At 69.0% G+C, this 13,621-nt stretch carries 6 protein-coding genes and 1 pseudogene; 4 read left to right on the forward strand and 3 right to left on the reverse strand.

Translation table 11 applies throughout. The features are described 5' to 3' along the window. The first annotated feature begins 89 nt into the window (after positions 1–89). Together ACFYZE_RS19790 and ACFYZE_RS19795 are read left to right on the forward strand one after the other, a co-directional pair. Positions 90–1,637, forward strand: a complete 1,548-nt coding sequence (locus ACFYZE_RS19790; protein WP_388995402.1) for a neuraminidase (sialidase) — start codon at positions 90–92, stop codon at positions 1,635–1,637. Positions 1,638–1,808: 171 nt separating this feature from the next. Further along, positions 1,809–4,484, forward strand: a complete 2,676-nt coding sequence (locus tag ACFYZE_RS19795; RefSeq protein WP_388995405.1) for a glycosyl hydrolase — start codon at positions 1,809–1,811, stop codon at positions 4,482–4,484. 82 nt (positions 4,485–4,566) lie between these two features. On the opposite strand, the gene ACFYZE_RS19800 is transcribed toward ACFYZE_RS19795, so the two are convergent. From ACFYZE_RS19800 to ACFYZE_RS19810, 3 genes are all read right to left on the reverse strand, one after another. Beyond that, complete coding sequence (locus ACFYZE_RS19800; RefSeq protein ID WP_388995407.1) at positions 4,567–4,806, reverse strand: hypothetical protein; 240 nt, start codon at positions 4,804–4,806, stop codon at positions 4,567–4,569. Between the two features lie 494 nt (positions 4,807–5,300). Then, positions 5,301–7,178, reverse strand: coding sequence for an exo-alpha-sialidase (locus ACFYZE_RS19805; protein WP_388995409.1), 1,878 nt, complete (start codon positions 7,176–7,178; stop codon positions 5,301–5,303). A gap of 161 nt (positions 7,179–7,339) precedes the next feature. Further along, positions 7,340–9,724 carry a hypothetical protein gene (locus ACFYZE_RS19810; RefSeq protein ID WP_388995412.1) on the reverse strand — a complete coding sequence of 795 codons (2,385 nt, stop codon included), beginning with the start codon at positions 9,722–9,724 and terminating at the stop codon, positions 7,340–7,342. A gap of 1,255 nt (positions 9,725–10,979) precedes the next feature. Between ACFYZE_RS19810 and ACFYZE_RS19815 the strand changes: the two are divergent. Both ACFYZE_RS19815 and ACFYZE_RS19820 read left to right on the forward strand, forming a co-directional pair. After that, a pseudogene (locus ACFYZE_RS19815) lies at positions 10,980–11,171 on the forward strand (L-tyrosine/L-tryptophan isonitrile synthase family protein); the annotation flags it as partial. 532 nt (positions 11,172–11,703) lie between these two features. Further along, entirely contained in the window at positions 11,704–12,801 is a 1,098-nt protein-coding gene (locus ACFYZE_RS19820) for an IS110 family transposase (protein WP_388995415.1), read from the forward strand. The last annotated feature ends 820 nt before the right edge of the window (positions 12,802–13,621 follow it).

Raw genomic sequence — 13,621 nt, forward strand, 5'->3', positions numbered from 1 at the left:
ACCCGTACCTGCGCCAGCACAGCCCAAGGCAGACCGTCATTCGGGGAGTTGGGGGAATCGCCATGCGCACACGTACAAGAGCGTCTTTCGTGGCCACCGCTGCTGCGTTTCTGCTCGTCGCCGCAGTGGGCAGTTCTGCGGCCTCGGGTGGCCGCCAGCCAGTCCATCTGGTCTCACCCACCGACCCTTACGCCGCCTGTGACATCAGCGGCGACGGGACCGGTACCAACTACCTGTCCGCGGAGGACGAGCCGTACGTCACCGTCTCCCCGCGGGATCCGCGCAACGCGGTCGGGATCTTCCAGCAGGACCGCTGGTCCAACGGCGGAGCCCGGGGCCTGACCGCCACGTACACGCACGACGGGCGGCATTTCACCGAGACCCCGCTGCCGTTCTCGCACTGCGCGCCGGGCGGCCTCAGCTATCAGCGAGCCTCTGATGGCTGGGTGAGCATCGGGCCCGACGGCACCGTCTACGCCAGCGGGCTGGTGTTCGATGCGACCGACGCGCGCAACGGGGTGGCCGCCTCGACGTCGTACGACGGCGGACGCACCTGGACCCACACGGTCCCGTTGATCGACGACACACAGGCCGAGTTCACGGACGACAAGAACGCGGTCACCGCCGACCCTGTTCACCCCGGCGTCGCCTACCAGGTCTGGGACCGCATCGACGAGGACGACTCCGCCAAGGTCTACGACGGGCCCGCCTACATCTCCATCACCCGCGACGGCGGCCGGCACTGGTCCAAGGCGCGCCCGTTCGTGGACACCTCGGTCGTTCCGCACTCGCAGACCATCGGCAACGTCATCGTCGTCGACCCGCGCACCGACACCCTCTACGACGTCTTCGACTGGCAGACGTACGACATCGACTACAGCACCGGCACGTTCACGCCCACCGACCTGCACTTCGCTGTGGTCAAGTCGACCGACCAGGGCCGCACGTGGAGCAAGCCGGTCACCATCGCCAAGGACACGTCCGTACCCGAAGTCGATCCCAATGCCCCCACGGACGCGACCAAGTCCCTGCGCGCGGGTGGCGACCTGCCGAACGTCGCCATCGATCGGCACACGGGGGAGTTGTACGTCGCCTACGAGGGCTCGGACTTCAGCGGCGGTGCCTACAACTCCGTGGAAATGACACACTCCGTCGACGGTGGCCGGACCTGGACGGCGCCGACGAGGGTCAACCGGGTGGCTTCCGCGCCCGCCTTCACACCCTCCATCAGCGTGGACGCACGGGGCACGGTCGCGCTCACCTACTACGACCTGCGCTACCTCACCGCCGGGAACACCACCACCCTGCCCACCGCCGCCTGGCTGCTCACCTTCCCGCGTGGAGCCGAGAACCGCGCTACCGAGCGTCGCATCTCCCGCGTCTTCGACTGGCTCCAGGCCCCTTACGCCCGGGGCCACTTCCTCGGCGACTACGAGGGCCTCGCTGCTGACGGCCGCTTCGCCGTTCGGCCCCTGTTCGTGGAGACCACTGACAACGCGCCGCAGAACTCCACGGACGCCTACAGCGGGCTGTTCCACACCGGCAGGGAATACGGTCCTTTTGCTGCGGCCACGGCTACGGCTGTGCCGGGAGTGGCGAAGCACTTGGGAACTCGGCCGCACCGGGTCGTCCGGTGATCGAAGCCCCTCCTAGAGGGATACGGCTGGCGCAACTTCGGGTTCATGTGAGGCGGAAGGTAAACAACCCACCATTTTTCCTGTGAGCCCTTTGTGTGACTGTTGTGGTCACGCCAAGATCCCCTCTGCGCCCGGGACACCCCCATGCTCCCGGCGCAGGGAGGAGCGGGCATGTTGCCCCCGAAGCACCAGCGACGGTTCATAACCTGCACCGTCGTAGCGGCCGCGTTCGGACTGGTAAGCACCCAGTCGTTCGCGGCGTCGAACAACGCAAGACCCCGCCCCTGGCAGGCACGTCACCAGGCCGCCATGGGCCGGGAGCACATCAAGGCGGTGCACGCGGGCAACGGCATGTCCGCGTTCGCCGCGGAGGGCGGCGATGACGACGGCGCCGACGAGGCGGAGAACTCCGCCGAGGCGACGGCCCAGTTCACCGAGGCCCGCACCGCGCCCGGCGTGGTCGCGCCCGGCGCCTACGGGGCGGCTTGGCAGCAGCTGCAGTCGATGAGGCACACGAGGGGCGACTGGGACCACGTCACCAAGAAGGCGTACAACTCCGACGACCCCCGCTACCGCGATGTGAACTCCAACTCCAGCGGTGGCGCGGGCGACGTGACCGGTCGGATCACCGGGATCGCCGCGGACGACCAGGGTGATGTGTACGCGGGCGGCGCCAACGGCGGCGTCTTCCGCTCCACCACGGGCGGCGGACACTGGAAGCCGATCTCCGACAAGCTGCCGTCCCTGTCCACCGGCACCCTCTCGCTGGACGGGCAGAACCGGCTCTGGTACGCCACCGGCGAGTCCAACACCGGCGCGACCTCCTTCGTCGGTACCGGCGTGTACGTCCTCAAAGACCCGCGCCACGGACAGTTCCAGCCCGGCGACCGCGTGGGCGGCGCCGAGCTGGAGTCCACCGTCATCCACGCCCTGCGCTTCGCCGGCACCACGGTGTGGGCGGCCACCAGCACCGGCGTGTGGTCGCACTCCACGACCACCCTGTCCGGCCCCTGGAAGCACGAGTTCGCGCCCAACCCGGACTATCTGCCGGGCGGTTCGAAGGCGGACGACCCGAGCGCGCCGTACAAGAACATCGCCAACGACATCGCCGTAGACCCCAAGGACCCCAACAAGGTCCTTCTCGCTGTGGGCTGGCGCGGCGGCGACACCTACAACGGGCTGTACGCCAAGGCGGACGACGGCAGTTGGAAGCCGGTCAGCGGCCTGGGTGACCTGCCGACCAGCAGTGCCGACGTCGGCAATATGACGTTCGCCTCGTCGGCCGACGGCTCGCGCCTGTACGCCATCGACCAGTCGCCGGCGCAGATGGCCGCCAACCCGGACAGCGGGCTGAAGGGCGTGTACGTGTCCAAGAACGGCTCGCCGTTCGGGCCGTGGACGCAGATCGCGGACTACACCAAGCTGAAGGCGTCCGGCTCCGCCCTGCAGGGCGCCGGCTACATGCCGGGCATCCAGTCCTGGTACAACCAGTTCCTCCAAGTCGATCCGGCCAACGCCGACCACGTCTACCTCGGCCTGGAAGAGGTCTTCGAGACCAAGAACGGCGGCCAGAGCTGGACCGTGCCCGGCCCGTACTGGAACTTCCCCTTCTCGTGCTGGAGCATCGACCCGGCCAAGCAGACCGGCGACTGCTCGCCCACTACCCACTCCGACCAGCACGCGGTCGCGATCGGCAGCTACCAGGGCAAGACCTGGGCGTACGTGGGCAACGACGGCGGCATCTACCGCCGCCCGCTCAACGGCGCCGTCGACTCCGGCGGTCACGCAAAGGACTGGCAGTCCCTGAGCGACGGCACCCTCGACACCCTTCAGTACTACTCGGTGGGCGTCGGCAAGGACCTCACCAACGGCGGCGTCTCCGTCACCGGCGGCCTGCAGGACAACGGCCAGTCGATCCTGCGCGGCCACGACAAGGTCATGGGATCCAACTTCGGCGGTGACGGCGGCGACACCATCGCCGACCCCGCCAACGGCTGCAACATCGCCGCCGAGTACGTGTACCTCGACATGTGGGTCACGCAGAACTGCGGCGTGAACGACGGTTCCTGGTCGACGGACCCGTCCAAGGCCACCGAGTACGAGGTCGCCCCACCGGACAAGGACCAGGGCGGCGCGGGCGCCCGCTTCATCGCGCCCATCGCCGCCGACGCCAAGGACACCAACACCTGGATCGCGGGCGGCCGGCACGTGTGGATCAACACCAAGGGCTTCGCGATCCGCTCCGGCAAGGAGTGGACGAACGCCTACGACCTCGGCGAGGGCCACGTGGCCACGGCCGTGGCGTCCTCCGGCGGCACCGTGTACGTCGGCTGGTGCGGCCCCTGCAACAACCAGGGCTTCACCCGGGGCATCGCGGTCGGCAACGCCGACGGCACCGGCTGGCACCAGCTCAACCTCCCCGTCGACGGCACCATCCCGAACCGGTACATCTCCGGCTTCGAGATCGACCCCGCCAACGCCCAGCACGTCTACGTGGCCATCAACGGCTTCTCCCGCCGCTTCACCGAGGGCCCGGGCGCGGGCGTGGGCCACGTCTTCGAGTCCAAGGACGGCGGCGCGAGCTGGACGGACATCTCCGCCAACCTGCCCGACGTCCCCGCCGACTCGGTCAAGCTCGTCCCGAACGGCGGCCTCGCCATCGGCACCGACCTGGCCACCTTCTACCGCCCCGCCGGCGCCACTAAGTGGCTGGTCCTGGGCCACAACCTGCCCACCACGGCCGTCATGCAGCTGCGCCTCGGCCCCGACGGCAAGCTGTACGCCGCCACGCACGGACGCGGCATCTGGTCCTTCGACGTACAGCGCCTCAAGGGCCGTAAGGACTGATCACCAGCCGTACGCTGCGTAGCACGACGACGGCCGGTGCCCCCCGAAGCAGGGGCTGGCACCGGCCGTCCGGCATTCACGTTCACTGCACCGGATACGCGGCCACACTCAGCCGAAGCGTGAAGAGCGGCGCGCTCTTGGGACCCCAGGTCACGGACGCCGATCCGATGCGCGCGGCCCGCACCGTGACCCGGGTGACGCCCTTGCCGTCGGTGGCGGCGGAGGTCACGAGAGCCAGCATCGGGTTGCTGCTGCGTGGCTGGGGCCAGGGGCCTTGGGCGCGGGGCTCCAGGACGACGGTCACCGTCGTGTCGGAGCGCACACACAGGCTACGGGCGGCGGCGTCCCCGGCGCCGTGGGTGATCGTGGCGGAGCCTGCCAGGCAGCCCGACGACGTGGAGGCCGCAGCAGGGGGCGTGGCGGTGCCCCTCGGGGGCGACGACGGTGTCCCGGGAGGTGCTGTGGCCGATGGCGACGTGGAGGGCGAGACTGGATGATCTGCCGCCCCCGTACTGCTTGCCGACGGCGTTGTGGCGTGCGGGTCGGCGGAAGGGCGCGGTGGCGTGGCGTCGGAGTGTGAGCTGCTGCCACTGCTTCCGCAGGCGGTCAGAAGGCAGGCCACCGCAACCACGGCGGCCCCGAACCAGGGCCCCTCGAGCCCCGGCCTGCGTCTTTGCTGCTCCAGCGCCACACCTGCCTCCTCACGTCGCGGCACGCCACTGTGACGTCCTGGCCCGACGGCCGGTTCCTGTGCGCCCCCTTATACAAAGGTGCGCCCCGGCGTCCCCGCCGGAGCGCACCGTGTGCTTTCCCAGGTCAGTGCCGGATCGGCAGCGTCCCGGTGATGCGCGGTGAGGAGACGGTCACCGCGCCGTGGGTCGTGGAGCGTGCGCTGCCGCCGCTGACGGTGAGCGGGCCGGCGGTGTAGAGGGCCTCGTCGAAGGCTTGCCCGTTGGCCGGGGCCTTGCCGACGGCGAAGACGGAGACCGCCTTGCCGCTGACGACGGAGGTGGAGATGTAGTCGCCGACCATGCTGCCCTGGGTGGAGCCGGCGATCTGGGACAGGGACATGGGGCCGGCGACCGTGGCCGGGGCGCTCCAGGTGCTGCCTCCGTTGGCGGAGGAGATGTAACCGACCTCCAGCTGGCACGTGGACGTGGTGCAGTTGGCGTTCGGGTAGAAGTAGTAGTAGAGGCCGATCTTCGCCGTCGTACCGGAGGTGGCGGGGTCGATGCCGATACCGGGGATGAAGTGGTCCACGCCGCTGGTGGTCGCGTCGATCGGGACCCGCGTCACCGACGACCAGCTGGTGCCGTTGGTCGAGGTGGCGTAGACGATGTCGTTGGCCGGGCAGCCGGAGCGGAAGCGGCAGTCCTGCCAGGCGACGTAGATCTTGCCCGAGCCGTCGATCTCGGCGGACGGCAGGCCCTCACCGTCACGCAGGTTGCCGGCCACGCCGTGGCTGGAGACGTTGGCGACCAGCGTGCTGCTGCTCCAGCTGGAGCCGCCGTTGGTCGAGTTGAAGGCGCGCACCGCGCTGCCGTTGGCGGAGTAGGGGACCACGACCGTGCCGTTCGGCTGTACGAGAGGCTGGCCGCCCAGGCCGCTCGGTCCTCCGGACGGGGCCACCGGAGCCGACCAGGTCGCGCCGCCGTCGGTGGAGCGGCTCATCACCACCGCATTGCCCGAGGACGTGACGTCCACCTCGACGTAGCAGGTGCCGTAGTACGGGCTGGAGGTGGAGTTGTCGCAGACGATCCACTCCTTGTCGTAGCCCTGGCCGTCGTTGCCGACCGCGATCACCGGGTTCTGCCAGTTCGTGCCGTTCGTGGAGCGGCTGACGCTGACGCCGGCGCCGTTGACGTTCGAGTCGATGACCAGTCCGGCGACCATCCAGGTGCCGTGCTTGGCGTCGTAGGCGACGGCCGGGTCGGAGACGCGGGCCCAGGTGCCGCCCTGGTAAGTGGTGATGCCGGGGAGCATGCCGTGCTGCCAGGTGGTGCCGCCGTCGGTGGAGGTGTTCCAGCCGATGTCGGAGGAGCCGCCGTCGGTGAACCGGCCGACCTGGGAGGAGGCGACGATCGTGTTGCCGTAGGCGAAGGTGTCGGGCTCCAGCTCGGTGGCGTGCTGACTGGAGGAGTTGGTGAACGGGTCCGTGCTGACCTGGGTCAGTCCGGGCGGCGGGGTGGCGGTGGTGAAGGCGATGTCGTCGTAGAGGGTGTAGGTGGCGTCGCCCGCGTAGTTGTCGTCGTGGCTGACGAGCTTGAGGGTGTAGCTGTGGCCGGCGGTCACGGACGACGTGACCTGCTTCCAGCCCTGGCCGTTGGTGCACGTCTTGGCCAGCGCGGTGGTTGTGGTGCCGGTCGTGGTGTCGGTCAGGGTGGCGGTGGCCCAGTCGTACGTGACGGTGTCGGGGCAGGTGACGTTGTACCAGAACGACAGCTGGGTGGCGCCGGTCGGCGCGGTGAAGGTCTGGGCGATCGAGGAGTCGCCGTTGGTGGGTGAGGTGCCGCCGACGCGGGCGGCGTACGTACCCGTGTGGGCGCCGGAGCCGACCACGGACGTGGTCCCGGCGGAGGTCCAGCCGGTCAGGCTGCCGGATTCGAAGCCGCCGTTGGAGACGTCGGCCAGGGCCGGGTGAGATGCGAGAAGGAGGCCGCCTAAAGAGAGCAGGGCGGTGGTGGCGGTCGCCACGGATCTACGGACAGCAGTGCGCGACATGAGGAGACCCCTTGTCGTCGATGGGGGGTGTGCCCTCAAGCGAGGGCGTTCGAGGTGGGGCGGACCACCGGCGCAGGTCCGCTGGTCCGCCCCGGGCACGACGTTTCAGGAACCGATCTCTGGCCCGACGCCGGTCAGGACAGGGTCACGTCGTCGTAGCGGGTGTAGGTGGCGTCACCCGTGTAGTTGTCGTCGTGGCTGATGAGCGTGAGCGTGTAGCTGTGCCCGGCCGTGACCGAGGCGGTCTTCTGGATCCAGCCGGAGGAGGACACACAGGTCTTGGCCAGAACGGTGGTCGTGGTGCCGGTGGTGTTGTCCTTGAGCGTGGCCGTGGCCCAGTCGTAGGTGAGCGTGTCCGGGCAGGTCACGTTGTAGTAGAAGCCGAGCGTGCTGGTCCCGGACGGTGCCGTGAACGTCTGGGCGATGGAGGAGTCGCCGTTGGTCGGCGACGTGCTGCCGACCCGGGCGGCGTAGGTGCCGCTGTGCGCCCCGGAACTGACCACGGACGTGGTCCCGGCCGAGGTCCAGCCGGACAGACTGCCAGTCTCGAAGCCGCCGTTGGTGATACCACCGCCGCCGCTGCCCGAGGTGACGGTCAGCGTGTAGGTCGCCGTGTGGGTGGCGGAGGCGCCCGTGCCGGTGACCGTGATGTTGTACGTCCCTGCCGGAGTCGACGACGACGTGGCCACCGTCAGCGTCGATGAACCGCCCGCGGTCACCGAGGTCGGGTTGAAGGTCGCGGTCGCCCCGCTCGGCAGCCCGGATGCCGACAGGCTCACCGACTGCGCCGAACCCGAAGTCACCGCGGTGGAGACCGTGGTGTTCGCCGACGAGCCGGCGGCGACAGTGGACGAGGCCGGGCTGACGCCGATGGAGAAGTCGTTGGTCGCGGTGGAGCCGCAGTTAGGCAGGGTGAACGAGGCAAGCCGGGTGTGCCAGTTGAAATTGCCGTTGGAGGGGATGTACTCGTTCGTGTACCAGAACGTGCAGTCGTCCGTCGGGTCCACGGACATCGAGGTGTAGTCGCCCCACCGGCTGTATGTCGTCTGGGAGCCGCCGCCGGTGATCGCGGTGACCTCGCCCTGCGTCATCGTGCCGAGTGTGTCGCCGGCCAGACGGCCGGTGTAGCGGATCGACGGGTGTACCGAGGAGGAGGACTGGGAGTAGCCGAGGGCGATGTTGCCGACCTTGTCCTCGGCGATCGAGCCCATCCAGCGGTAGGTGGAGTCGGGGGCGTACGTGCCCTGCTGGTACACGGTCGGGTTGCCGCCGGACAGGCGCAGCTCGTACCAGCGCACGCCCACAGAACTGCCTGCTGTCACCGCGTGGTTGACCACGAGCGACTCGTGGTCGCCGAAGTTGCGGTAGGCCAGGCGGAACATCAGCCGGTCGGACAGCGAGTCGAGCTGCTGACTGGTCCCGGTCTGCGGGATGCAGGTGCCCGAGCTGCCGCAGGCGGTGGTGTACGACGCGACGGTCAGCGTCGACGGGCCGGTGAAGGTCGAGTTGGCGGTCGTCGTCCAGTCGACGTGGAACTTCCAGTACGCCAGCGTCGTACTCGTCGTGCCCAGGCCCACCATCAGCTCCGGCTCACCGGACGGCGGCGCGGTCGAGCCGTCCAGGTCCGCGCCGAGGAGACCGCCGTAGGAGGACGAGGTGGTGAAGCACTGCTGGGCGGCGCTCGCGCCGGTGAGCATGGCCGACCGGTTCATGGCGCACGCCTCAGCGTTCAGGAAGCTGCCGGAGGCGGTGAACATGTTGTAGGTGACGTAGTACGCGTCCGGCCACACCGACAGCTTCGGGTAGTCCGGGAAGTTCGCGTACTGGAACGAGTAGCGGTAGTAGCTGCCCGTCGCGTCCGAACTGCTGGAGACGGCCACGCACTCGTAGTAGGGGCCGGAGGACGAGGACACGTTCGCGAACTGTGTCACCACCCAGCGACTGGCCAGGGTGTCCCAGCGGACCACCGCGTCACCGTCGTTGGTGGACTGACAGGATCCGCCGAAGCCGGACCACAGGGTGCTGGTGTCGGTCGGGGCGAGGACGGTGGCACCCGACTTGGAGTACACCGCGTAGGCGGTGTTCACGGTCTCCACGATCTGGCTGGAGCCGACCGCGGCGTTCGGGTCCGGCGGGACACCGGTGATCGAGTAGTTACCGGCGCCGATGCCCTCGAAGTTCGTGCCCGTCGAAGGGGCGGACGGCCCGCCGGGGCTGGACTGCACGACCGGGTCCGGGATGTGGGACGCGGGCGGGTGCGGGAGGCGCGCCTCGCCGGGGTCGTCGTCCTGCTGCTTCTTGCCGTGGTGGCCGTGGTGGGCGTGGGCGGCCATGGAGCGCAGGGTGGGGGAGGTGTCGTGGCGGACGGCGGGGCCGGTGTCGGCCGAGTGGTGGGCCGCCGGGGTGTGGGGTGCGGGGTCGGCCTGGGCCGCGGGGGCGGCGAGCCAGAGTGCGGGGACTGCGGTCAGGATCGCGGTGAGCGCGGCTATCCGGCCGCGTCTGCGTCTGGATCGGGACACGGAACATCCTTTCGAACAGCCGGAGATCGCCCGGCATGTGGGGAGAAGAAGGACGTTCACGCCGATGGAGCGCGTGTTCGCAATCCGGGATGGTTGCACCGGACATGTCACGCAACAAGAGAGATGCAGCCTGCGTGGCGCGAAGCAACCGAGAATTTACAGACTTCAGTCAACTCACAGTAAAAACACAGGGTTTCCTCTGTATCGGCACAAGGGATTTCCCTGTATCGCCCGTAGGGGGAGCGCGAGTCCCTGCCGGATCACGGAACGGATCCAGCCTCAGCCGCGTCCCACCGTCGGACTGTCCCGACTCCACCCTGGGGGCATCGTGAGACACCGCTGCACCGGCGCTCGTTCACTCGCGGTGCTCGCCCTCATTGTTTCAGCCGCTGCCTGTGCTTCCGGCACCGGGGCCACCGCACCCGCCGAGAACAGCCCGTCGGCCCCCGCCTCGCCCCGGTCGTCCCACGGGACCCCGGCCCCTGCAGGCTCGTCGGCCTCCAGCTCCACCCGACCGTGCCTCAGCGGCACCGTCACGGTCCTGTATCCGGCGGCCGACAATCCTCTGCGTACCGCCTGTCTGCAGGTCGGCACGACGATCCGTCTCACCCTCAAGTCGCCGGCCAACTGCGGCTGGGCACCGGTCAGGAGTTCCAACCCGAACACCGTCACGTTGCTCGACGACCACACCGCATCCGACGGTACTCGGTCCGCCACCGCGCGCGCCGCCTCTGCGGGGACCGCGACGCTCAGCTCCGCCGACACCTACACGCCCGACCCACACGGTCCGCCCTCAAGGGCCTGGCAACTGACCCTCGCCGTGGTCCCGTAACCGTCGTACGCCTACGCCGGTTCGACGTGCACCAGGAGCCGCCAGAGCCGCGTCTGCGGCCCGAACCGATCTCCGCGAAACGACGACGTCGATCGCAGCTCCGCCTCACCGGCACCCACAGCCCTGACCGTGGCCCGTACGGTTCCGTCCGTTGTTTCCGCCGCGATCAACGTCAAGGGCCCTGTGACCACTTCGACCGGCGTCCACCCATAGGCGGCTGATCCGTACAGGGTGATCGCGACTTCGTCGCCCACTTGTATATGCAGCGGCGGTGCCAGCGGATCCCCGGGACGGTGGACTACCTCCAGCTGCCTTGCCTCGTCGTGCGCCACGTCCGAAAGCTAGCGCAAAACCCCGTGACCTGACGGCGCCAGCCAGGAAGGCGCTCCGGCCCCGAGAAGCCCCGCAGGCCCCCGGGTCACCCTGATCGCCGAACACCACCCCCGCGCCGTATGCCTCTCCATCCATCCCCAGCCCGTCGGCGCCCCGAAATTCGGCATCCGCCTCCTCGACACCCCCGACGCCTGGACGACCCCCTGGCACTCCGCCGGCTTGCGCCGTAGCGACGGTAGGTGGACTCTCATGCCCAGAGCCGAAACCGCCCGGATGGGTTGACTGGTGCGGCAAGGCGGCAGAGACAGTCACTTCGACCAGAACCGGTCAGCTTGACTGCCTGGGGCTCAGTGAGAGTGCACCAACGCGACCCTGAAGAGGCGGGGCCCACCGCGTCCGAGTCCGTTCGTGCCGTTGTCGATGAAGGACTGCCAGTAAGGCAGGCCACAGGCTGTCCGTCAATTCCGGTCGCGAGGCAACGAAGACGCAACGCGTTGTCAGCCCGTCCAGGCCAGATTGAGCACCGGTTCGGACGAAGCCATCCGGCAGTGATCGAGTCATGCCGTTGTGCCGGGATCGATGGGACGGTGGCGCAGTGCCGTCCCGGACGCGGGTCTGACTCATGAGATCTATGACCGAAGTGTCCAGTCACAGGCGTGTCGACTGTCGTTGCGGGATGGCGCCTGCTGTCACCGAGCCACAGGGCGTGTCCCAATAGGGGCCTTGCCAACGATCAGGCGCCATCACGGTTCAGACCGCCCGAGCTGGCCGGTGCCACTCACCCAGTACGTCACCACGCGGGAGGCGGACCACCATGACGACCAGACAGCGCAGCACATACTCCAGTACCGATCCTCCCGTGCGGAGAGAGGTCGTACTGGGCGTGGACACGCACGGTGAGGTGCACGTCGCCGCCGTGGTGTCCCCGCTGGGCAAGATCCTGGGCACCGAGTCCTTTCCCGCGACGGTGGCCGGCTACCGGCGGCTGCTCATGTGGGCCCGCAAGCTGGGTACGGTGCGCCGTGCCGGTGTAGAGGGCACCGGCACCTTCGGCGCGGGCCTGTCCCGCTACCTGCTGGCACAGCAGGCCGAGGTGTACGAAGTGAACCGGCCCGACCGCTCGGCCCGCCGGCTGCTGGGGAAGTCGGATCCGCTCGACGCGCAGGCCGCTGCGCGAGCCGTGCTCAGTGGCCGCGCCCGGGCCCGGGCCAAGTCCGGCGACGGTCCGGTGCACAGCGCCCGGATGTTCAAGCTCGCCAAGGACTCCGCGGTCAAGGCCCGTACCCAGGCGATCAACCAGCTCAAAGCCGTCCTGGTCATCGCCGATCCCGCACTGCGGGAACGACTGTCCAACCTGGGCAACCGCGAGCTGTTCCGCACCTGCACACGCCTCGGGCCAGGCGACGGCGAGGACGGCGAGGGCGCGGTGGCCCAGGCCACCCACATGACCCTGAGAATGCTCGCCGAGCGCATCGAACAGCTCACCGGGCAGATCAATGAGCTGAACCAACGCCTGCCCCAGCTCGTCGAACACCACGCCCCGCAGCTACTCGTACCGGTGGGCATCGGCCCGGACAGCGCAGTCACCCTGCTGATCACCATGGGAGACAACCCCGAGCGACTGAACACCGAGGCGTCCTTTGCTGCCCTTTGCGGAGTCAGCCCCATCGAGTACTCCTCCGGCCGGCGGCGCACGCGTCGGCTCAACCACGGCGGCGACCGACAGGCCAACGCCGCCCTGCACCGCATCGTGTTCACCCGCCTGCGCCACGACCCGCGCACCCAGGCGTACTACGAACGCCGCACCCAGGAGGGCAAGTCCCGACGCGAGATCATCCGATGCCTCAAGCGATATGCCGCCCGAGAGGTCTTCAACCTGGTCAGAACGGTATCCAGCGTTCCCCCGTTATAGGGGCGTCCGTGAGACGTGAGAGGGTCTGGGGCGTGAGTGAGACACCCCCGAACACCCTGCAATACCGCTTTGACGGGCCAGAAGACGCTCCGGTCCTGATCTTGGGTCCCTCACTGGGTACCACATGGCACAGGTTGTAGAGACCGTCCGGGGGCGTCTACGCCAGTCCAGCGTGGGCACAGAATCGCAGGTCAGGGCCTATTGGTCCGGGAGGGTCTGGCCAGTTGGTGATGGCTGTGTGATACACGGGTGATACGGCGAAGCCCCACCGAGGTCCGTCCCTGGCGGGAGCTCTGCGCGGATGCGTGAGACGGCGAAGCCGCACCGGAGCACTCTGATGCGGCTTTTCCGTGGGATCGAGTGCGATGGCTCGCACGCTGCGGTCGGTGCCTCGTGCGGTCCGTGTGCCTGTGGCTCTCCCGGGTGCTTGATTTGCAGACGCACCCATTCACTCGTCCGTGCGAGGGGTGCATCCTCTCCCAGCAGCAACGGAGATCGTCGACTTCCGCCTGCCCGCGGGAGGCCGACCCGGTTCTCCGGGACAGCGGGGAGGCAGTGCCGCAGCGTGTGGGCGGCCCGGGGATCGTGCTGCGGTTGCCCGCTGCCCCGGCCGACAGCCCCGTCACGGTGCTCCGGCTGTCGGGCGTGCGGGCATCGTGGCGTTCTTCGAGCTGTCCAGGGGGCGTCTGTGACCGGCGTGTCTTGGGCACGCTGCGTCGACCGCCGGTCGGGATGGTGCGTTGCTGGTACCGGGCCGGCCGGGTGTGTCTCGAACGGGGGCTACGCGACCAGGCGTCGTCACCGCTGTGACCGTCCGCGC

The sequence above is a fragment of the Streptomyces sp. NPDC001796 genome (assembly GCF_042892355.1).
GTDB lineage: Bacteria > Actinomycetota > Actinomycetes > Streptomycetales > Streptomycetaceae > Streptomyces.